Genomic DNA, 20,018 nt, shown 5'->3' with positions numbered 1-20,018 from the left:
GTTTTACTTCTCTTACGCCTTTAGTGGGTTTTTCGGTGCTTCATAGAACCAACCATGAATAGGCTTATCTGAAGCCAGCGTCGTATATTCGCTGTTATGGTGCTCTTTTTCAAATCGAGTATGGGCTAAAGAGAGAGAAATCTCGGCTGCAGAATAAGGGCCTTGCGCAACGATTTCCCAAGCACGGCGTGCATCTTGCTCAGTCTTGAAGCTACTCAAGCTCTTAACCTCACCGTCAAAGCGATGTTCTGCAACGATGTAAAAGACACCTTCAATCTGCTCAACCCGAATGTCAGACACCTGTTTTCTTCGTCGGGCAGTCACGAGGTCTGGTAGCAGTATTGTTTTCATCTCTATCTCATCATTCCATCTGAAAAATTATCTTACGATAATAATACTTCATTTTTGAAAACAATCTGATATCGGCCTCACAATGTAACAATTTGCAAACAACCGTGTGTCAATTTGTTACTCACAACCGAGGTGCTGCAATTTTACTCAAAAAGGGGTTGATCTTTCCCAACACAAGAACTACTGTATGTAACAACAGTACTGTACATCAAAACAGTTTGGAGCAGATATGGAACAGATCAATTTCAACACCCTTCACAACCGTTACTTCACAGACGCTTCGTCGTTCAAAACAAGATCAACGGCAGGTTTGCAATTTGATGTACAGGATAAAGGTAGCTTTGGTTTTGCCATGTTATTGAAAACACTTAAAAGCTTAAGTCAGCAAGATAAATGGTTGCTTTTTATCGGCGGTGATAGTGTTGTTGACAGAAAAGTATTGAAGGCGGCTGGCGTTGATGTCCGTAAGATTCGGGTAGCGCGTCCTAAAAACCCACATCAAGCGCAGCAATTTATAGAAGAAGCAGCAAAGCATAGCCACTATGCTGCCGTTATTTGCAATGTTAATTTAGCCGACGTCAGCCAAGTCTGTGAGAGTCAGCCGCTATTAAAAGTGAACTTTTCTCAACGCGCCGTTCACTAAGTTTTAACAAACTTATGCCTGTGTTTTGTCATAAAGTGTCACGATTAATTTATCTTGATAATCTACTTTATTTTCGACTCGGCATTGACACTCGTCTTGGATGATTTGAATTTGTCTTTCTTCTAAAGCATAAGGAAGAATAACATCCAGATTATAGATACCGTGACGCTGCGCCACTTTTATCAACCGAACAATATTGTCTGTATCACTGTAGGAGATCGATAGTGAATGCATTGCTCCAGTATAAAAATCTGGGTCTTGGTTTGTGGTGAACAATTCACGAATAACATCGCTAAAATCGACTTTATTTTGCAAAGCGTGCGATAGAAACTGCTCATAGTTGAACTGACATACAGGTGTGTTTTTATCTTCCATGATATACCTGAACTCTATTACTTCTCGAATGGCTAGACTGGCGACTTTTTATTGGCGCTACATGGCCTGTCGCTACTTTTAATTCAACATACTCCCTGACATTATCAACCAAATCTACACGTTTAATCATGTCAAATTTCGCTGTTTTATAGTCACAGGGCATGTTCTATCCCCTATTACTATCTGAATCTAGGCTCAGTCGCAACAGATAAACGCTCAAATCGAGAAAATAAGATCAAGCTGGAAACATCTCCTAAAAAACTAAATTACATTACCATACCCATGTTTACATGGCATGAGCAATATTCATCTTAATTGACAACTCTATTAAATTCCCTTGCCTAGCTGATACTAGCACTCAACACCAGCAGACTGAGCAATATCGAGTATAACGTCAAGGCAGGTTTGTGCCGCTATCATTAACCCTCTCACGATCTCTTCCAGTGGCATTGACGGTAATGTTGAATCAGTCACCTGCTCAGGCAATAACGGGATATGGACGAATCCATGGCGGACCTGTGTGGATGCTAAGTAGTGCTGAATCGCATAAAAGAGGTGATTGCAAACAAAGGTACCGGCGGTATTGGAGACCTCCGCAAGAATGCCCTGATTATTGAGCGCCTGCGTTATCGCTTTGATAGGCAATGTTGAAAAATAGGCCGCCGGACCTTCAGCAATGACTGGCTCATCAACGACTTGATTTCCCTCATTGTCTGCTATCCGGTAATCATCAATATTGATTGCGATTCGCTCAGGTGTCATCGCCGCTCTACCGGCAGCTTGCCCAACCGTGATCACGACATCAGGCCGATATTTTTCAATGGCTGATACCACCAACTCCGCCGATCTGTACCTTACAACAGGCACGGAGCACGCAACAATCCTGCCCCCTTTCAGTTGTCGGCCGTCAAGTTGCTTTACAGCCTCCAAGGCTGGGTTTGTTTCACTACCGCCAAAGGGCTCAAACCCTGTTATCAGCACAGTTTTCAACGATTCATCCTTCTTAATCTGATGCTTGCGGTTACTTTACAAGCGACCAACGCTTTCCATTAACCTAAGAGACAAAAAAAGCGCCTCGAGAGGCGCTTACTGTTCACAGTCAGCAATTATCGAATACCGTTAAGAAACTCAGCGCGAGTCATTGAGCTTTTCTTAAACAAACCACCGAGGGCGGTGGTGGTTGTCGAGCTGGTCGCGTCTAACACACCGCGTGCCTTCACACAGTAGTGGGTTGCATCAATGCTTACCGCAACATCATCACTTTCAAGTAGTGTCTGCAAGGCAACTAAAACCTGCTGAGTTAATCGCTCTTGGACTTGTGGTCGCTGGGCAAAAAAGCGCACAATACGATTAATCTTCGACAAACCAATAATCTTACCGCGAGGAATGTACGCGACTGTCGCTTTACCATCGATGGTGACAAGATGGTGTTCACAAGTACTCGTCAAAGTGATGTCTTGTACACGAACCATTTCGTCACACTTCATCTTGTTTTCAATCAAGGTGATTTTTGGAAAGTTCTTGTAATCGAGGCCAGAGAAAACCTCATCAACGTACATTTTTGCAATTCGGCTCGGCGTCTCTGTTAGACTATCATCCGTCAGATCCAGTGAGAGCAGTTGCAGAATTTCAGACATGTGATGCTCAATGCGCTGCTTCTTCTCTTCACGATCAACGTTGACTTCGGTCATCGGCGTTTCGAGTCCACGTGCCGCAAGCGCGTCCTTCACTTTTCTTGCCGATTCACTCAATTCTGGCATTTTACCTCCCAATGCGTTAAGTGCACCATTGCCAGTACCACTCATTCAGGCCAAAATGACCTAAAAAATAATGACGAAGCATACCTGCATTACAGCCAAATTACACCTGCTATTTAATGCGGTTATATAATCAAAGGAAATGTCCATGGACGCATGCTCAACACCCGACCTTATTAGTGTCGAACAGGCCCTAACTTCATTGTTAGACAAGGTTTCCCCACTCAACGAACACTTTCAATGTACATTGAATGACGCACTCGACCATGTCATTGCAGAAGACATTCTCTCCCCCGTCAATGTGCCTGCCTTCGACAACTCCGCCATGGATGGATATGCCTTTGCTCATAACGAGGCACTCACGACCTTCACCCTCATTGGAACAGCGATGGCGGGCCACCCATTTACTGGTGACGTAAAACCGGGGGAATGTGTACGGATCATGACAGGGGCAGCGATGCCGTCCAATGTCGATACCGTTGTCATGCAAGAACAGGTAGAACGGCTAGACGAGACCATCACCCTGACGGTTGTTCAGCCCAAAGGGAACAATGTACGTCATGCAGGCAGTGACCTTATCAATGGTGCGACTGTTGTCGAAAAAGGGACCCTGCTATCCGCGCGACATATCCCGTTGCTAGCAAGCATTGGCGTCGATAAAGTCAGCGTCTACCGCCGTCCTCGCATCGCCTATTTTTCTACCGGTGATGAGTTAAAACCGCTTGGTGCCCCCCTAGAGTTCGGTGAAATCTACGACTCAAATCGCTACACACTCTCAGCACTCATTGAGAAAACAGGCTGTGAAGGACTCGACCTTGGCATAGTAGAAGACAGCCCAGAAGCAATTGAGCGCGCGTTTAAAGATGCTGCTGCGCAAGCTGATATTGTCATCACCTCAGGGGGAGTCAGCGTCGGTGATGCGGATTATACTAAGCAGGTACTTGAGGAAATTGGCGAAATTGGTTTTTGGAAACTCGCCATTAAACCGGGTAAACCGTTCGCTTTTGGTACCATCAATAACAGCTATTTTTGCGGGTTACCGGGCAACCCCGTTTCTGCGCTTGTCACCTTTGCTGAACTCGTTCGCCCATTAATCAGCAAGCTTGGTGGTGAATCGAAGCCCTTTGAGCCACTGAGACTGCCTGCCATTGCGGAGGGCGCGTTCAGAAAACGCCCTGGTCGCCTTGATTTCCAACGTGGTATTTATGAAATCAACAATGGTGTTATCACGGTGCGCTCAACGGGACATCAAGGCAGCAATGCGTTTAGCTCGATGGCAGCAGCAAACTGTTTTGTTGTCATAGAGAGGGAGCGAGACAATGTGGAAGTGGGTGACACCGTCACAATTGAACCCTTTGATGCTATCCTAAATTAATCGCTATTCCCGAATATGAAAGAATAAAAAATGCCGCCCTATTCAGGCGGCATTTCAGTATTTGAATGCAACGTCTCGATTACTTATCGTTAAGGCGGATCCCTTCACGTTCAATCACAATCAGGCCTTGTTTGTACAAGCCACCAATGGTTTTCTTGAATGTCGCTTTGCTGGTACGAAACTCCTGAAAGATCGCCTCTGGCGATGACTTATCAGAAAGAGGGATATATCCCCCTTTGCGCTCTAGTGACGTCAAGACTTTATCTGCCAAATCATCAACTTTGCCGCGGCCAAGTTTTTGAAGCGAAAGATCAATTTTGCCATCTGGGCGAACATTCTTCACGAAGGCTTTAAGGCGTTTGCCAATAAACAACTTACCAAACGACTCCGTCTTGAAGATCAACCCCCAATGCTGATGGTCGATAATGGCTTTATAGCCTAAGTCGGTGATCTCGGCTATCTGGATCTCTACCTGCTCTCCACGCTTGTATTTTGCGGGTGATTGATCGAGAAACTTGTTGAACTTAGTGGTGCCGACAATACGCCCACTCGCTCGGTCAGTATACACACGTACTAGCGTTGATTTGCCTTCTTGTAGTCGGCAACGTTGTTCGCTGAAGGGCACTAAAAGATCTTTATCCAAGCCCCAATCAAGAAAAGCGCCGATCGCGTTCACACCAACGACCTTAAGCAGTGCGAACTCGCCCACTTGCGCCAAAGGTTCCTGAGTCGTGGCGATAATTTCATCTTCAGAGTCGAAATAGAGAAACACGTCTAGGTCATCACCGATTTCAGCATCAATCGGCGCGTACTTCCTTGGCAATAGAATATTACCGAAATCTTCGCCACCATCGAGGAACAGGCCAAAATCAACCAGTTTGTTAACGCGAAGGCGGTTATACCGACCAATTTTAATCATGTTGTTATTCTCTATCTAAACTCGCAAGACGGCGGATTATACGTAAACCCAGCAGCAAAGTCAGGTAAGTTGTCTGACTAACGGCAGTTTTTTTGCAACCAGCGATCGAGCTGATTCCCAAAGGCCATTTTGTCAGCTTGGCTAAAGGCGGCTGGCCCACCCGTTTGCACTCCACTGCTGCGCATAGTCTCCATAAAATCACGCATTTGGAGACGCTGACGTATGTTAGACATGTCCATCACTTCACCTCTAGGCGTGATGACAAACCCTTTTCGCTCCAACACATCATTTGCCAACGGGATATCCGCAGTGATCACCAAATCCCCTACACTCAAGCGTTCAACAATGGTGTCGTCCGCGACATCAAACCCCGCAGCAACCCGTTCCGCTCGTATAAATGGCGAAGGAGGCACAGAAAGATGATGATTGGCGATAAGCACAAGTGAGACTTTTTTACGCTCAGCAGCGCGGAAAAGGATAGCTTTAACTGGGTTTGGGCATGCGTCGGCATCGACCCAGATAGTGACAGCCATGTAGAGCCCTCAGAAAAAATGCCATTGTATACTTAGCATTGCCCCTCACGCAATTGCCGCCCATGATACTCCCCCCCTCAAGATGCTTGAGTATGTACCCTGAATTAGGCGGTGAGTGTCGTCCCGCTATAGGCTGAGTTTACTAACAATATGTCGGGCGATAGGAAAACAAGAGGTCGCTGCTGGCGACGGTGCATTGCACACAACCACACTATGCTCAGTATGGTGAAATAGAAAGTCATCGATAAGCTCACCTTGTGGCCCAACCGCTTGCGCTCGAATACCGGCAGGGTGCGGTTCTAAATCGTCGAGCGTCACATCAGGGCAGTATTTACGCACTTGATCAAGGTAGCCCCGTTTCCACATGCTATTTCGCAGCTCTTGCAGCGCCATTTGCCAGTGTTTCTTGATGAGGTGCTGAAACCCCTTATAACCAAACATTTCCAAGCTGTCACTAAAACTGAACGCCCAACGTGCATAACCATCTCGAGAGAAATTAACCACAGCATTTGGGCCGACGGTAACATCACCATTAATCATTCTGGTTAAATGCACGCCTAGAAAAGGCAGGTTAGGATCTGGAACAGGGTAAATAAGATGACGCACTATCTGACGGTGCCGTTCTGGTAACCGGTAGTATTCTCCCCGAAAAGGGACCATTTGAAAATCAGGGGTACCACCGAGCATAGTCACTACTTTATCCGCATTAATCCCGACACAAGCGACTAATTTCCCAGCTGAAATCGATAACGTACCGCACTGGCATTCCACGCCTGTTTCTGTCTCTGTCACTGTTTGTAGTGGCTGTCCGTAGTAAATTGCGCCACCTGCTGCCAAAATGTCTTCCGCGAGTGATTCCGCGATGGTCGCATAATTGACGATACCCGTGCTTGGTACAAAGATCGCGCCCTCACCCACGACATTGGGTTCAAAGTGGTGCAAGTCACGATTGTTTAAGCACTCTATTTTGATACCGTTTTCCACCGCACGATCGGCCAACCCATCCAAACGACTATACTCTTCTTCGTTGGTGGCAACTAAGAGCTTTCCACATTCGAAGTGCGGGATAGATTTCTCGTCACAATAGGTTTTAATCTCGTGATTGCCCTGTTTGCAGAACGCCGCTTTTTTGCTTCCCGGTTTGTAGTAGACACCAGCATGAATCACACCGCTATTGTGCCCTGTCTGGTGCATTGCGGGGCCCTTTTCTGCATCAACGACAATCACAGAAAGAGTGGGAAATTGAACCTGAATCTCGCGCGCCGTTGCTAAGCCAACAATCCCAGCGCCTACGACCAATACATCAGCGGTTTTATCCAATCTCGCCCCCTTTCAACATCATTCTTTGGCCACTAGCCATCCTTGATCCATAGCATACCGCACCAGTCCTGCAGTGGATGTGACGCCGAGTTTCTTTTTTATTCTCAACCGATGGGTTTCAACAGTTCTGACGCTAATATTCAATATTTTCGCAATGGACTTGTTACATTCACCCTGCGCAATTTGAAGTAGAACATCTTTTTCGCGGTCAGTAAGCCCATCTTCCCCTTTTGCTGACATCTCCGTCATTGAATTAAATAAACGCTCTGAGACACCAGAACAAAAATGTGTACCACCTTGATACACCGTCTCTATGGCAGTAATTAACTCTTTGGAAGGCACATCTTTGAGTACATATCCCCTTGCTCCCATCTGCATCGCGTTCACAATGTACTCTTGATGATCATGCATGGATAACATAATCACTTTCGTTGCACTGCCAGAAAGCGCATTCAGGACCTCGATGCCACTCATCTTCGGCATATTGATATCCGTAATCAAAATGTCAGGGGCTAATCGCTCGACTTCTTTCAGTGCGGCAGCACCATTACTCACGGAAGCAACCACATCAATGTTAGCTTGATGTGCTAAGCGTGCTTCTAGCCCCTCTTTTACGAGTAAATGGTCATCGGCTAAAACAACTCGAATCATGCTGGTTTCCTTTTAGTCGCTCTCTCTTGCAAACGCGCAAGAGGTAGACTTAAACGAATTTCAGTTCCCTCACCCGCGTAAGCACGTATTTGCACGGCACCACCGAGATTTTCTATCCGTTCTCGCATATTTCTGAGTCCCAACCCACTGCCTGTTTGTCGAGTCTGAGCGGTAAATCCCGCGAGTCCAATGCCGTCATCGGCCACTGTCATCAAAAGTAGGTCAGCCTCTTGTTGTATAATCATGTCAACAGCAGAAGCAAAGGCGTGTTTTTCAATATTCAGTAAGGCTTCTTGCGCAACCCGATATAGTGCAAGCTCGGTTTCTTTCGACAATTGCACAGCATCGATATCATGCTCAAACGTAATCTCCAGCTCACTGCGATGCCGTACTTCCTCAACGAGACTATCCAACGCAGCAATTAACCCCAGATCATTTAACGTTACCGGGCGCAAGTCTCTTGAAATACGACGCACCTCGTTAATTGCATTATCAATGTTGACCTGAGCATGTTGCACAACGGTCTGCATCTCTTCCAATCGAGAACTGCATAGCGCCATTTCAAGTCGGTATTTCACCGACGCGAGAATTTGGTTTATACCGTCATGGAGATCGCGAGATACCCGTTCCCGTTCAGACTCTTGCGATTCAATGATTCGCCGGTTGAGCAGCTTGAGCTTATCGTCAGCAACACGACGTTCACTGATATTTATCGTCGCACCGAAACTGGCTATCAGGGAGATTGCCACCAGCAAAATCACGCAGAGTAAAACCGCGGCTTTTTTAATTCTTTCATTAAACTGAAAGTAGATTTGTGCTATTTCGTTCTCAATGTCATCAACATACACCCCGGTGCCCAGCATCCATTGCCATTTATCTAGGCTCACCGCATAGCTTATCTTATGTACGGGCGTCTCACGTGACGGCTTATGCCAGTGGTAGTTGACGAAACCGCCGCCATTGCGGCCAACGTGAATAAGGTCTTGCAGTAGCTTTGTGCCATTAATGTCTTCAACATCCCACAAGTTTTGTCCAATCACATCCGGTTGATACGGCAACACGAGGCTGGTTCCATCCCAAGTGTAAACAAAGAAGTAGCCGTCTTCACCGTAGATCATTTGATGTAAGATGGCTTTCACCTCTTTTTGTGCCAGTTCATCATCGACACTGGCCTTATCGTAAATAGGCCGAATCGACGCGAGGGCGAGTTCTATATACTGCACCAGCTCTCTCTTTTTGGACTCTATCACACTGGTTCGGAGGATATTCACCTCATCCTCTGCCAACTCAGACGCTTGTTTAAACACGATCACAAAAGAAAGCATACTCACCAGCATCAATGGCACGATAGACAGCAGCACCACTTTCCACCGAATTGAGATCCTATTGATTCCAGCGATAAGCATACCAACTCCTTTTTGAACGCTTTTCTCACCGACCATGGCATGCGGGTTGGTACGTATTACTACGTACGTCAACTCGAAAACTACGCAGCCAAGTGCCGCGTTGTTACTCATAGTAGTTCACCTTTTTCGCAGCTAAGCTGTTCTTGTTAACAAATTGTTACCTATCTCTATTTAATCCGCTCAACGTGAAAAGGGACTTACCATGAAACTTTGTCTCACAAAATTAAGTATTTCTGCTCTTGTCGCGACCAGCCTCGTCGCAGCAACGCCAGCGATAGCCGCAAAAAAAATCCTATTAAAAACACCCATTGCCTTCGGTACACATCTGCCCGCCCTTGGCACACCCATCAAATGGTACTCAGAACGTATTGAAGCCACATCAGGCGGCACTATTCGGATGAAAGTCTACGAGCCCGGCAAACTTGTGAGTCCCCCTGAAATTTTAGACGCAGTTTCGAGCGGCAAGGTCAATTCTGGCTATGCAACCGCAGGTTATTGGCAAGGTAAGCTGCCTGCAGCCGCGATTTTCTCGGCGGTACCCTTTGGCCCAGAAGCGGGTGAATACATGGCTTGGCTCTATTTCGGTAACGGCTTGAGCCTCTATCAGGAGATGTATGACCAAGGTGGTTTCAACGTCAAAGTATTACCTTGTGCGATCATATCGCCAGAAACATCGGGGTGGTTTAAAAAGCCGATTGAAAAACCCGAGGATCTCAAAGGCCTGAACATGCGCTTCTTTGGACTTGGCGCGTCTGTCATGGAAAAACTTGGCGTAGGCACTGTGCAACTGCCCGGAGGCGAAATCTTTGGCGCGCTTGAAAAAGGGGCCATTGATGCCACCGAATTCTCTCAGCCAGCCATAGACCAACGCCTAGGTTTCCATAAGATTGTCAAATACAACTATTTTCCCGGTTGGCACCAGCAAGCAACCGTCTTTGAACTCTTGATCAACAAAGACACTTGGAACGACATGGATGAGGCTCAACAGATAGCGGTCGAGACAACCTGCATGGCTTCAATGACTTACTCCATTGCAGAAGGTGAAGCAATGCAGTTCGATGTCATGAAACGTGCTCAACAAGATGGTGTCGAAATCCGCTACTGGAACGATGAAATGTTAACCCTGTTTGAAACCACGTGGATGGAAGTGGTTGATGAGAAGAAAAAGGCTGACCCTTTCTTCGCCAAGGTATGGGCAGATCTCTCTCAGTTCCGGGCTAACTACGATATCTGGGAAGCAAACGCGTTCTTACCAAGAGCACAAAAATAACCACGGTTAACAGGGAAACAGTGCTCCGCTATCTTGCGGAGCGCTGGGAGTTTTCGTATGTCAAAGTCTCACTCTTTATTTATCGCCGATGCCATCGACACCCTCATTCGACGCGCTGGACAGCTCTTTTCTTTGGGCTATTTACTGCTCATTGGTGTGATCATTTTGCAAGTTGTTTTGCGCAAAGGGTTCGCCAACGGCTTAATCGCCCTTGAAGAGCTACAGTGGCATCTTTACGCTGTCGGCGTCATGTTCGGCGTCTCCTACGCTCAAATCACCAATACCCATGTTAGAGTCGATCTCTTCTACCATCGCTTTTCAGACAAGACGAAAAGCATTGTCGAAATTTTTGGCATCTTATTTTTTATGCTGCCATTTATGTTTGTCGTCTTCTATCACTCTCTAGAGTTTGTTTATGAAGCTTGGCGAGTGAATGAAAGTTCTGACAGTCCCTCCGGCTTACCTTGGCGTTGGCTCGTGAAGTCAGTCATTCCCGCCAGTTTCTTCCTGCTAATGTTAGCGACCTTATCAAGGTTGATTCGCGAAGTGGCGGCGCTACAAGGAAAAAAGTCAACAATGAGCAACATCATTGATGTGAGCTCATAACTCTACCAACGTACAGGCTAGGAAGGTAAGAGAGTTCTTATGGACGCTAATGAAATTCTCGTCATCGGTATGTTTGTTTCCTTCATATTGATGCTATTTACAGGAATCCCAGTCGCCTATGTACTCGGCGGCATCGGTGTCATTTTTGCTGGAGTTGGCTATTTGGCCGATCTCCATTTCGATACGTGGACAGGGCTAGATTTCACCACCTTGGGATTGGTGGTTAACCGCATCTACAAGATAATGGATAACTGGATCTTAGTGGCGTTACCCATGTTTATTTTTATGGGTAACATGCTAGATAAGTCCGGCGTTGCGGAAAAGCTCATGCATTCCATGCAGGAGTTGTTTGGCAAAGTTCATGGCGGGTTAGCTATCACAGTGACGGCAATTGGCATTATACTCGCCGCTTCAACGGGTATTATCGGTGCCTCCGTTGTTTTATTGGCAGTAATGTCACTTCCCTCCATGTTAAAGCAGGGTTATAACGCCCCATTTGCCTTAGGGACGATTGCCTCAGCAGGCACACTCGGTATTTTACTCCCCCCTTCTATCATGCTAGTGATCATGGCCGACCAACTCGGCCTTTCGGTCGGAGATCTCTTTATGGGCGCGGTGATTCCCGGCTTGATACTGGGCAGCCTGTACCTCATCTATCTGTTTACGATAGGTAAACTACGCCCCGATTTCGCTCCCGTTCCTGAAGGTGCCCAACGTGCGGACTGGGCTGCTATCGGCAGAGTGTTTAAAGCGATATTACCCACGGTTATTTTGATTTTTGTTGTCCTTGGGTCCATTTTTGCGGGAATCGCTACACCGACAGAAGCCTCAGGCATTGGTGCGCTCGGCGCTTCCCTGCTCGCCGCTTATAATCGGAAACTCAATTGGCATGTCATCAAAGAAGTCGCATTAAGTACCTACAACACCACAGCGTATATCTTCGCGATCTTTCTCGGTGCAACTTGTTTTGCTCTCGTTCTAAGAGAACTTGGTGGGGATGAGCTGATTGAGAGCTTCTTGACTGGGCTACCCTTCGGTCCTTATGGGATTATCGCTTTTATTCTGGTGATCATTTTCTTGCTTGGCTTTTTCTTAGATTGGATAGAAATTACATTAATTGTTTTGCCCTTAATCGCCCCCGTCATTGCAAGTTTGGGCATTGAAATTGATGGTCATGGGGTCGTGGACAACCCATCGCTTGTCTGGTTCGTCATGCTCGTTGCTATGGCGTTACAGACTAGCTTCCTGACACCACCAGTAGGGTTTGCGCTTTTCTATCTCAAAGGTGTCTGCCCGCCCGAGATAAAGCTAAACCAAATCTATCGCGGTGTGATTCCCTTTATCATCCTGCAACTCGTCGCCTTGGTTGCCCTCATCATCTGGCCACAGACCGTCATTTGGCTACCCTCTGTTGCCTACGGCTAAGGCAATTTTCGGAATAAATAATGCAAAAAGCAGTGCCTTTGCACTGCTTTTCTCTGCTCAATCATCCCAACTATAGGTATTAAGCGCGAACCGTATAACGTGACAACATTTCACGCTGATTTTCGGCAATCTCGGCGACTTGTTGCGCATTCAACAACAGTTTATCCAACTGTTGATTATTTGCCTCTGCTTGCTCCGCCACTTTCTCGACCGAACGGCCAACTTCAATCGAGGCATGCTCTTGCTGTTGTGTCGCAGCAGCAATCATCACCACTTTCTCGTTCATAGAGGCGACAACCGACTCAATTTTGTGTATTGCGTCGCCTACATCACCAGATAGCACCATGGTATGCGTCATCTCCTCACGACTTTGCTTCATCGCGTGATTAGCCTCTTGCGCTGAGTGATGTAAGGCCTCTATCGATGAACGAATCGAATCCGTTTGCGCATTCGTTTCTGAAGCGAGTTTTCTCACCTCGTCAGCAACCACCGCAAATCCGCGCCCCTGCTCACCCGCTCGAGCCGCTTCAATGGCCGCATTTAATGCCAGCAGGTTAGTATTCCCCGCGATAGAACTGATCAAATCGACCACTTCAGTAATGTTGTTAACGTGCTTATCCAGTGCCTCCATCCGCGATTCGTTAACCGCAAATTGCTGTTCAAGCTCTTTGAGCTTTTTCATACTTTGGCCGATCACCGCAACACCCTGAGAGGCCAAGTCACGCGCTTCTTGCGCTTCTCGCTCCGACTCTACCGTACTCCCTGCGATTTCCTTGATGGAAGACTCCAGTTGGCCTATTGCAGAAACAACCGTCGATAAGTCTGAAGCTTGGCGTTGTAGTCCCTGCTTGGAAATATTGGTGGCAGATAAACTGGCGGAGGATGCTTGGTGCAACGCTTCACTATTGTCGGTCACCAATGCAATTGTTTCGTGATTATTACTTTGTGACTGGTTCAATAACTTAGCGAGAATTGAAAACTCTCGCGGGGCTTTTTCATTCGCCGTAACAGTTAGATCCCCTTTGCTCATCGACGTAACGACCCCATCGATGTTGTTGAGTGATTTAGACACGAGACGACTTACCCAAAACCCGGCGACAACCGCAAACACTAAACCAATAGCACTCAATATCATAAGCAAACGGCTCGCTTGGCCATTAGCGATAAGTACCCCTTGCTCTGCATCTGCTATCAGCATTTCAGACTGAGAGGTCATCGAGTCCAACTGCGACATCATAATAGAAACTTGCGTTTGCATCTCAGCGACTTTTTCATGCTGCTGCTCAAGTAATCGCAGTGTAGACAACTGTTTATTAACAATGCCATCTTCCAAGAACAGCCCTCGCACCATTTCCATAGGCATAGTCATACTTGGATAGGTCAGGAGCGCATCATCGATACTAACCAATTCTTGCCACGCGTAGTTCATACCTGCCATGTTGGTCACACGGAGTTCGCGTTCATAATCTTCGGCTTTATCTAGCACTTCAGATGTCAACAGGTTAACGAGGTGACTCGCCATCTCTAACGAGTGATTAATGTAATTGGTGACATGATTACGTGCGTCATAATCAGTCGCATAGAGCTCTACACCGATGCGAGACATTTCTGAACGCGATGAAGAAACGGCGTAATTCATCATCGGCTTGGCCTTCTCAATCGCGTCAACATTAGTGATAATTTCACCTTGTAGCAGGTGTACTTCCTCTACAAGCGATTGAATCATCTGCAATTCTTCTGAAAAGCGATGTGCCTCTTCTTGCAACCAAGGCATATCATATCGTCTCGCGAGTTCGGCGAGCTCCGAGACCGACTCATCGATAGCTGAAGCGTTGATGTTGAAGAGTTCGTACGACTGACTCAGTTGATCCATCGTCTGGCTTGTTGCCATCTCATTCATATTTTGCTGAGCTAGAAGAGAGCTTTTAACGATGATCGCACTCGCGTTAGCGACGGGTAATGCCTTTGCGGATAATGAGTCAAACTCGACCGAAATGTTATTTAATCCTCTCGAGCCGGAAAATGAGAGCAGTGCACCGATAGTAACCAGTAAAAATAAAACAAACTTGATACAAGAGACTAATGCGACCGAGTAAGATTGAGTCGATTTACTGTTTTTCTTTTTCGTCGACATTGATTTACCTTATATCCTAAACAAGTAATAACATTTAAAGACGTTGATAAGGTAAATTGTCTATATGACAAAAATATTTCAACTACCTCTTTAGTCAGGGTAATTTACAATATTTAAATAAAATGAAGGCGTTAAATTATGCATCTATAATGTGTCATTATATTGACATCGCGCCAATATAATCACCATTAATGACAACTATATTACTATCGAGTCACATAGTTCTGTGCAAGACGCTCTGCAATTGCAGAATCGAAGAGATTTTTAACCAAACTAATGTAATCTTCAAGAAAGGCAATTTGCTCATTGGTCGGACAACAGGTCCATACGGAAGAGAGCACTTCACTGAGATCTTCCATCACATTGTCCGCTTCTTGCATCAGCTTGAATCGGAAGTCAGCATCTAGGTCAGGGTTCTGCTGAAAAACCACCATGAGGTTCGAGGCAATCATGTCCATCACAACGTCTTCTATACACTCTTGCCCGCCTTCTTCACCACCTTTCTCGAACAGTGCTAGATGCTCGGTAAAGTGTTCGATCAGTGCATGATAACCTTCTGACTCTACGACCATAACTTCCTATTTATCCTCAAAAAACTTGTTGCCACAACTGACAAGGTATTCAACTCTCTCGCGAGTGTCAATCGTCTAACGGAGTATTATTAATATATTAGACCCCATTAACGGATAATGCCCTAAATCAACGACACTCGACCTAGATTTGATGCGATTTTGTGCGTTCCATTCGAATATCAAACACCATAAAGAAGTCTTAAACTGGATAAAAACAACACTAAAATCCGAAGGTTAGCATTTAGCCTTGAAGTGCAACAGCAGAGAGTGAATCACAGTGCATTGTCACTCTATTCCTACCCGTTTCCTTAGCATGATAGAGCGCCTCATCCGCTTTCTTCAGCCAGTCATCACATGATTCTATCGCAGGTGAATGTAAAGCAAGACCGATACTGATTGTCACCGGGATAGTGTCCGTTCCCGAGATCACGGGGTGTGAAGCGATAGATCGTCTCAAAGACTCGGCCAAGTCGAGCGCTTGTTGTTGCGACACATTTGGCGAGAATGCGACGAACTCTTCCCCACCAAATCGCCCACAGTGACCAATCGAAGATAACACCTCATTCCACTCTTTTGACACATAGCGAATAACATCATCACCTGTTTGATGCCCATAGGTATCATTCACTTTTTTGAAATGATCAATATCACAAATAAACAGCGCCGCAGATGTTTCAGGTTCATTATTAATCTGCACGTACGCTTCTTTTAATAAATTCTCCCAGTGTCTACGATTAAATAACTGCGTCAATCCATCTATTGAACTAATTCGCTGTAATTTCTGATTATATGTGCGCAGATTCATTTTATTTCTAGCAATATCAGAAACGTCATTTATTTTTATGCAGACATGAGAAACTCGTCCTGACAAATTAAATAGCGGTAAAAAAGTGACATCTTGATACATGACTCTTTCACCACCTGTCAGCGGACAAAAATTGTGAAATGGAAAAACATGGGGACGATTTTCCCAACTACTAAAACCACTCGCACCTGTCGTAATAACCTGTTGAATTCGATCCATCATCCAACTGCTCGGCAAATCGCTTAACACATCAAAAAGACGCTCACCCAGCACTTTATCCGAATTTAATCCGGTATAAGCTTGCGCGAAACGATTCCAAACCGTAATTTTTGCACTGTCATCAACGACAATGATCCCAGCATCGACACTGTTTATCACTTGAACAAGTGTATGAAACTCAGATAAATTTAAATCTCCGCTCATACCGTCCTCATTACTTTTTCCCACCGTTGCCCTGCGCCTTCATCCATTAAGAAAAGGACATCACAGTGGAAATCACTGTCTGCTGAGGTATAACTGTATTCAATGCTAAGACAATTGCCCTGTTCACTCTCTTTTTCGGTATGCATTCCCTGCTCCATCAGTGCTGATTCCACGACGACTGGCGGTCTAAGTGAAAACTCAATTAACACTTGCTGAGAGAGCGACACAAGAAAAGTCGATACCAATAAATTTGCGAGGTCTAGCACTTTTTCATTCGAGTCAGCGTGATCATCATCGCAGCCTAAGCGCTGAACAAACTTCTGCTTGTCTTTGCCCTGCATTGCAACCAAGGCTTCACCGTGAATGCCACCACCAACAAAACGTTGGGAGACAGACAAAATCTCCTTGTTAGAGCGAATATCGTCAATGAGCATCACAATTTCGCTCGAGGGCATTTCGCCAACTTTTGGCAACGGCATGTTAATGAACTCGCCTAGCTGACGCGCAATCACTGCCGCCCCCCGTCCAAGCGCAACATTACTGATCTCTTTAAGCTGCCGCTTGTAGTCAATATCCACCTCTATCGGCGCTGAGGTCGCGACATCTGTGACATAGAGATATTTTTTGACGACATCATGCACGTCTTGCTTTTGAAACGGTTTATTAATGAAATCTACCGCACCACTTTGAAGGCAGCGCTTACGCGCTTCTGGCTGTATATCCGCTGAAATAACAACGATAGGTAATTGAATGTGTTGATTTTGAAGTTCTTCCAATAATGCAAAACCATCCATTACTGGCATCGTGAGGTCAAGAAAAAGCAAATCGAAGCTTTTTCTTTCTAACAGCATCAACGCATCCCAGCCATTCTCTGCTGTTTCAATATCCCACTCTGGATCTAGACAAGCCGCCAAACGGTTACGCACCATTGGCGAATCATCACAAATCAGTATATTCACGCCCAATCCCTCGACATGGTGATATGCTCACGCTATTGTGACCTTGCTTCAAAGTTAACACTTTTCGATAAAAAGTGGCAATGCGCTGTTAAAACCTTGGACACTGCGCAATAATCTACAATATTAATGTTTCTCTTTTGTCACATTCTCACAAACATTTCGAAGTAACAGAATTACGCGTATCGACTATTATTGCGATAGATGCGCGAATTTTAAGAAAGGAACGCTATGAAAAAGAATAAAGTTGTGACTGCCGACGACATTTTGCTGAAACTTTGCAAATCCATCTCGACAGTTTTGAGCTCTGCCACCGCTTCTCATGTGAGCTACTCAGGCATGGTTCAAAAGATAAATAAAACGAGTTTAAAACCGGATATCGGTTGCTTCGTGTTATTTGACGGGGGTTTCTCTGGATTGGTTGTCATCAACTTCTCATCGCAAGCAGCACTCGAACTTTACGGCAAATACATGCAATCGATGGGCTTCCCATCCGAGGACTTAGCCATCTTGCACACCTCTGATGAAGTCTCTGATGTTTTAGGTGAGTTGATGAACCAAATCGTCGGCGCCTTCACAACAATGATCCGCAAAGAGCTGCAGATATCGATCACGCAAAACCAACCAAAAATGCTAGCACTCAACAAACAAGTGGTGCTTTCAGTCGATACGAATTTGGATCGCCCTCAAGTTCGCCGAGTCAGCTTCACGACCGAAACAAACAATATCTTTTACCTAGAGTTAGCGATGGATAAGACTGAGTTCATCCAAATCGATGAGTTCGAAGTTCAAGAAGACATCGACCCAGATGTTCTGATCGCGATGGAAAAAGAGAAAAGTCAGAACGCATCAGCAAATAAACCCGCAGCGGCGAGTGCAGCAGATGATGTCGACGACGACTTGTTTGATAGCTTAGGTATCTAAAACGCTTATCAACTCAACAAATTTGCCCGAGATCACTCTCGGGCTTTTTATTGCTAATCGCCAGGACTCAGGTACCACAAAATGTCTGATAGTCTTTATCGCCATCGACGGGTGAGTCCTGATAGTTGATTGTTGCATCTTGCATTTCGTAAGGGCGCGAGAGCACAGCAACGAAAGCGTGGAGCTCACTGAGATCCCCTTGTTCACAGGCTGACAAGATACGTTCGACGTGATGATTGCGCGGTATGACGAGCGGATTCACTTGTGCCATCACGGTAACGGGCGACACGGACTGCTTCTCTTCCACCTGACTCAGCACGTCTCGCCACGCTTGAACCCAAGTTTGAAATGCGTCGCTTTGTTCTGACAGTGCAACATCATCACTACCGCCCAATAACGCGCCCAGAAAGACGAACGTCTGTGTGTAGTCACGCTTCTCAACTTGCATAAGTGCCAACAAATCATCAACAAGCTTTTCATACTGCTCGATATCTTCCGTTTCGATACCAAGTTTTCTAAGCATCATGTGATAGAACGCATATTCAAAGTCAGCTTTGAATTGAACAATCAGCGGCTCGAGTTCTTTGAGACCCTGTTCCTGTGCGTCTCCGTACAAAGGCAGTAAGCTCTCCGCCAATCTGGCAAGGTTCCACTGTGTAATCGGCGCTTGGTTGCTGAAACAGTAGCGTCCTTCCGTATCGATGGAGCTATAAACGGTCTCTGGATGATAAGCGCCCATCATGGCACAGGGACCAAAGTCGATAGTTTCTCCACTGATCGTGGCATTATCTGTATTCATTACTCCGTGTATAAAGCCAACACGCATCCAGCCAGTCAGTGTTTCAATCTGTTTTTGCATCACAGCACGAATAAATGCGGTCACTTTTGTAGACGTGTCTTTCGCAGTGATCTCCGGGTAGTGACGCGCAATTGCATAATCCAACAGCGCCTCTAGAACACTTAAATCACCTTGCTGAGCGGCATATTGAAAAGTACCAATGCGTAGATGGCTCTTTGCTATTCTCGTCACGACCGCACCTGGTTCAGCGCCAGTGCGCCATACGGTTTCGCCCGTTGCAACGACAGCAAGCGTTCTCGTCGTGGGAATACCCAGCCCTGCCATCGCCTCGCTCATAATAAACTCGCGTATTGCAGGCTTTAATGCACAGCGACCATCACCACGTCGGGAGTATTTTGTTTGCCCAGACCCTTTCAAATGCACATCGAAACTTGCACCATCTTCACTTTCTATCTCAGCGATAAGATGCGCTCTACCATCTCCAAGTTGAGGATTGAAACCACCAAATTGGTGTCCCGAATACGCTAAGGCAATGGGTTGTTGCTCATCCAGCAACTGATTACCACTAAAAATCGCTGCCTTCTCGTCATCACTAAAGCGCCTTAATCCAAGTTGGTTAGCTAAGGCCGTATTCCAGCACAGAAGCGAGGGGTGATTCACTGGCGTTGGCGCAACAGTTTGATACATAACAGCATTAAGTGATTGATAGGTTTGGGTATATTTCACTCTTCACACCTTAATGAAACAATTCATTAACAGGATATACCGAGACGC

The 20,018-nt window shown here is 46.0% G+C and carries 20 protein-coding genes; 6 read left to right on the top strand and 14 right to left on the bottom strand.

Annotated features, from left to right (window positions below):
* Positions 1-12: 12 nt before the first annotated feature.
* Complete coding sequence (locus TSUB_RS07600; RefSeq protein WP_087017733.1) at positions 13-351, bottom strand: hypothetical protein; 339 nt, start codon at positions 349-351, stop codon at positions 13-15.
* 229 nt (positions 352-580) lie between these two features.
* On the opposite strand from TSUB_RS07600, the gene TSUB_RS07595 reads away from it, so the two are divergent.
* Positions 581-994: a SulA-like leucine-rich domain-containing protein gene (locus TSUB_RS07595; protein ID WP_087017735.1), complete on the top strand. Its 414-nt coding sequence runs from the start codon at positions 581-583 to the stop codon at positions 992-994.
* Between the two features lie 12 nt (positions 995-1,006).
* Here TSUB_RS07595 and TSUB_RS07590 read toward each other — a convergent pair whose 3' ends face one another.
* From TSUB_RS07590 to folE, 3 genes are all read right to left on the bottom strand, one after another.
* Positions 1,007-1,369 carry a hypothetical protein gene (locus tag TSUB_RS07590; RefSeq protein WP_087017737.1) on the bottom strand — a complete coding sequence of 121 codons (363 nt, stop codon included), beginning with the start codon at positions 1,367-1,369 and terminating at the stop codon, positions 1,007-1,009.
* Positions 1,370-1,720: 351 nt separating this feature from the next.
* Entirely contained in the window at positions 1,721-2,359 is a 639-nt protein-coding gene (pcp, locus tag TSUB_RS07585; RefSeq protein ID WP_087017739.1) for a pyroglutamyl-peptidase I, read from the bottom strand.
* A 116-nt stretch (positions 2,360-2,475) separates the two neighbouring features.
* Positions 2,476-3,129: a GTP cyclohydrolase I FolE gene (folE, locus tag TSUB_RS07580; RefSeq protein ID WP_087017741.1), complete on the bottom strand. Its 654-nt coding sequence runs from the start codon at positions 3,127-3,129 to the stop codon at positions 2,476-2,478.
* 145 nt (positions 3,130-3,274) lie between these two features.
* Between folE and moeA the strand changes: the two genes are divergently transcribed.
* Positions 3,275-4,501: a molybdopterin molybdotransferase MoeA gene (gene moeA / locus TSUB_RS07575; RefSeq protein ID WP_087017743.1), complete on the top strand. Its 1,227-nt coding sequence runs from the start codon at positions 3,275-3,277 to the stop codon at positions 4,499-4,501.
* A 79-nt stretch (positions 4,502-4,580) separates the two neighbouring features.
* Here the strand turns inward: moeA and TSUB_RS07570 are convergent, their stop codons facing one another.
* The 5 genes from TSUB_RS07570 to TSUB_RS07550 all read right to left on the bottom strand — a co-directional run bounded on the left by TSUB_RS07570 (position 4,581) and on the right by TSUB_RS07550 (position 9,441).
* Positions 4,581-5,420 carry a CvfB family protein gene (locus TSUB_RS07570; protein ID WP_087017745.1) on the bottom strand — a complete coding sequence of 280 codons (840 nt, stop codon included), beginning with the start codon at positions 5,418-5,420 and terminating at the stop codon, positions 4,581-4,583.
* A 77-nt stretch (positions 5,421-5,497) separates the two neighbouring features.
* The gene (locus TSUB_RS07565; protein ID WP_087017747.1) at positions 5,498-5,953 is read right to left on the bottom strand and encodes a YaiI/YqxD family protein; all 456 of its coding nucleotides are present in this window, start codon (positions 5,951-5,953) and stop codon (positions 5,498-5,500) included.
* Positions 5,954-6,079: 126 nt separating this feature from the next.
* Positions 6,080-7,273 (bottom strand): L-2-hydroxyglutarate oxidase, encoded by a 1,194-nt coding sequence (gene lhgO / locus TSUB_RS07560; protein ID WP_087017749.1) that lies wholly within the window; start codon positions 7,271-7,273, stop codon positions 6,080-6,082.
* A gap of 18 nt (positions 7,274-7,291) precedes the next feature.
* Positions 7,292-7,924: a response regulator gene (locus TSUB_RS07555; protein ID WP_087017751.1), complete on the bottom strand. Its 633-nt coding sequence runs from the start codon at positions 7,922-7,924 to the stop codon at positions 7,292-7,294.
* Positions 7,921-9,441: a cache domain-containing protein gene (locus tag TSUB_RS07550; protein ID WP_246616417.1), complete on the bottom strand. Its 1,521-nt coding sequence runs from the start codon at positions 9,439-9,441 to the stop codon at positions 7,921-7,923. Before TSUB_RS07550 ends, TSUB_RS07555 begins: the two co-directional genes overlap by 4 nt.
* A 91-nt stretch (positions 9,442-9,532) precedes the next feature.
* Between TSUB_RS07550 and TSUB_RS07545 the strand changes: the two genes are divergently transcribed.
* From TSUB_RS07545 to TSUB_RS07535, 3 genes are read left to right on the top strand one after another with little or no spacing between them, the layout of a single operon-like run.
* Complete coding sequence (locus TSUB_RS07545) at positions 9,533-10,600, top strand: TRAP transporter substrate-binding protein (RefSeq protein ID WP_087017753.1); 1,068 nt, start codon at positions 9,533-9,535, stop codon at positions 10,598-10,600.
* Positions 10,601-10,657: 57 nt separating this feature from the next.
* Positions 10,658-11,206: a TRAP transporter small permease subunit gene (locus tag TSUB_RS07540; protein WP_087017755.1), complete on the top strand. Its 549-nt coding sequence runs from the start codon at positions 10,658-10,660 to the stop codon at positions 11,204-11,206.
* 39 nt (positions 11,207-11,245) lie between these two features.
* The gene (locus tag TSUB_RS07535; RefSeq protein ID WP_087017757.1) at positions 11,246-12,631 is read left to right on the top strand and encodes a TRAP transporter large permease; all 1,386 of its coding nucleotides are present in this window, start codon (positions 11,246-11,248) and stop codon (positions 12,629-12,631) included.
* A gap of 79 nt (positions 12,632-12,710) precedes the next feature.
* On the opposite strand, the gene TSUB_RS07530 is transcribed toward TSUB_RS07535, so the two are convergent.
* From TSUB_RS07530 to TSUB_RS07515, 4 genes are all read right to left on the bottom strand, one after another.
* On the bottom strand, positions 12,711-14,765 hold the full coding sequence (locus TSUB_RS07530; protein WP_087017759.1) for a methyl-accepting chemotaxis protein: 2,055 nt from the start codon (positions 14,763-14,765) through the stop codon (positions 12,711-12,713).
* A gap of 206 nt (positions 14,766-14,971) precedes the next feature.
* Positions 14,972-15,337 (bottom strand): DUF3802 family protein, encoded by a 366-nt coding sequence (locus TSUB_RS07525; protein ID WP_087017761.1) that lies wholly within the window; start codon positions 15,335-15,337, stop codon positions 14,972-14,974.
* Between the two features lie 241 nt (positions 15,338-15,578).
* Positions 15,579-16,565: a diguanylate cyclase gene (locus TSUB_RS07520; protein ID WP_087017763.1), complete on the bottom strand. Its 987-nt coding sequence runs from the start codon at positions 16,563-16,565 to the stop codon at positions 15,579-15,581.
* Positions 16,562-17,524 carry a response regulator gene (locus TSUB_RS07515; RefSeq protein WP_087017765.1) on the bottom strand — a complete coding sequence of 321 codons (963 nt, stop codon included), beginning with the start codon at positions 17,522-17,524 and terminating at the stop codon, positions 16,562-16,564. Before TSUB_RS07515 ends, TSUB_RS07520 begins: the two co-directional genes overlap by 4 nt.
* 228 nt (positions 17,525-17,752) lie before the next feature.
* On the opposite strand from TSUB_RS07515, the gene TSUB_RS07510 reads away from it, so the two are divergent.
* Positions 17,753-18,445, top strand: coding sequence for a DUF3334 family protein (locus TSUB_RS07510; RefSeq protein WP_087017767.1), 693 nt, complete (start codon positions 17,753-17,755; stop codon positions 18,443-18,445).
* 67 nt (positions 18,446-18,512) lie between these two features.
* Here TSUB_RS07510 and TSUB_RS07505 read toward each other — a convergent pair whose 3' ends face one another.
* Positions 18,513-19,970, bottom strand: coding sequence for a protein adenylyltransferase SelO (locus TSUB_RS07505; RefSeq protein WP_087017769.1), 1,458 nt, complete (start codon positions 19,968-19,970; stop codon positions 18,513-18,515).
* Positions 19,971-20,018 lie beyond the last annotated feature (48 nt).

The sequence above is a fragment of the Thaumasiovibrio subtropicus genome, assembly GCF_019703835.1.
Lineage (GTDB): Bacteria > Pseudomonadota > Gammaproteobacteria > Enterobacterales > Vibrionaceae > Thaumasiovibrio > Thaumasiovibrio subtropicus.
The sequence above is the reverse complement of the archived record's forward strand: the minus strand, read 5'-3'. Positions and strand labels throughout refer to the sequence as shown.

Excerpts from the sequence above, each read along its gene's own strand:
- TSUB_RS07550 (WP_246616417.1), bottom strand. The coding sequence starts at position 9,441 with ATGAGTAACAACGCGGCACTTGGCTGCGTAGTTTTCGAGTTGACGTAC.
- TSUB_RS07600 (WP_087017733.1), bottom strand. The coding sequence starts at position 351 with ATGAAAACAATACTGCTACCAGACCTCGTGACTGCCCGACGAAGAAAA.
- folE (WP_087017741.1), bottom strand. The coding sequence starts at position 3,129 with ATGCCAGAATTGAGTGAATCGGCAAGAAAAGTGAAGGACGCGCTTGCG.
- TSUB_RS07545 (WP_087017753.1), top strand. The coding sequence starts at position 9,533 with ATGAAACTTTGTCTCACAAAATTAAGTATTTCTGCTCTTGTCGCGACC.
- TSUB_RS07590 (WP_087017737.1), bottom strand. The coding sequence starts at position 1,369 with ATGGAAGATAAAAACACACCTGTATGTCAGTTCAACTATGAGCAGTTT.
- TSUB_RS07525 (WP_087017761.1), bottom strand. The coding sequence starts at position 15,337 with ATGGTCGTAGAGTCAGAAGGTTATCATGCACTGATCGAACACTTTACC.
- TSUB_RS07520 (WP_087017763.1), bottom strand. The coding sequence starts at position 16,565 with ATGAGCGGAGATTTAAATTTATCTGAGTTTCATACACTTGTTCAAGTG.
- TSUB_RS07570 (WP_087017745.1), bottom strand. The coding sequence starts at position 5,420 with ATGATTAAAATTGGTCGGTATAACCGCCTTCGCGTTAACAAACTGGTT.
- moeA (WP_087017743.1), top strand. The coding sequence starts at position 3,275 with ATGGACGCATGCTCAACACCCGACCTTATTAGTGTCGAACAGGCCCTA.
- TSUB_RS07530 (WP_087017759.1), bottom strand. The coding sequence starts at position 14,765 with ATGTCGACGAAAAAGAAAAACAGTAAATCGACTCAATCTTACTCGGTC.
- TSUB_RS07555 (WP_087017751.1), bottom strand. The coding sequence starts at position 7,924 with ATGATTCGAGTTGTTTTAGCCGATGACCATTTACTCGTAAAAGAGGGG.
- TSUB_RS07565 (WP_087017747.1), bottom strand. The coding sequence starts at position 5,953 with ATGGCTGTCACTATCTGGGTCGATGCCGACGCATGCCCAAACCCAGTT.
- TSUB_RS07595 (WP_087017735.1), top strand. The coding sequence starts at position 581 with ATGGAACAGATCAATTTCAACACCCTTCACAACCGTTACTTCACAGAC.
- TSUB_RS07535 (WP_087017757.1), top strand. The coding sequence starts at position 11,246 with ATGGACGCTAATGAAATTCTCGTCATCGGTATGTTTGTTTCCTTCATA.
- TSUB_RS07540 (WP_087017755.1), top strand. The coding sequence starts at position 10,658 with ATGTCAAAGTCTCACTCTTTATTTATCGCCGATGCCATCGACACCCTC.
- TSUB_RS07510 (WP_087017767.1), top strand. The coding sequence starts at position 17,753 with ATGAAAAAGAATAAAGTTGTGACTGCCGACGACATTTTGCTGAAACTT.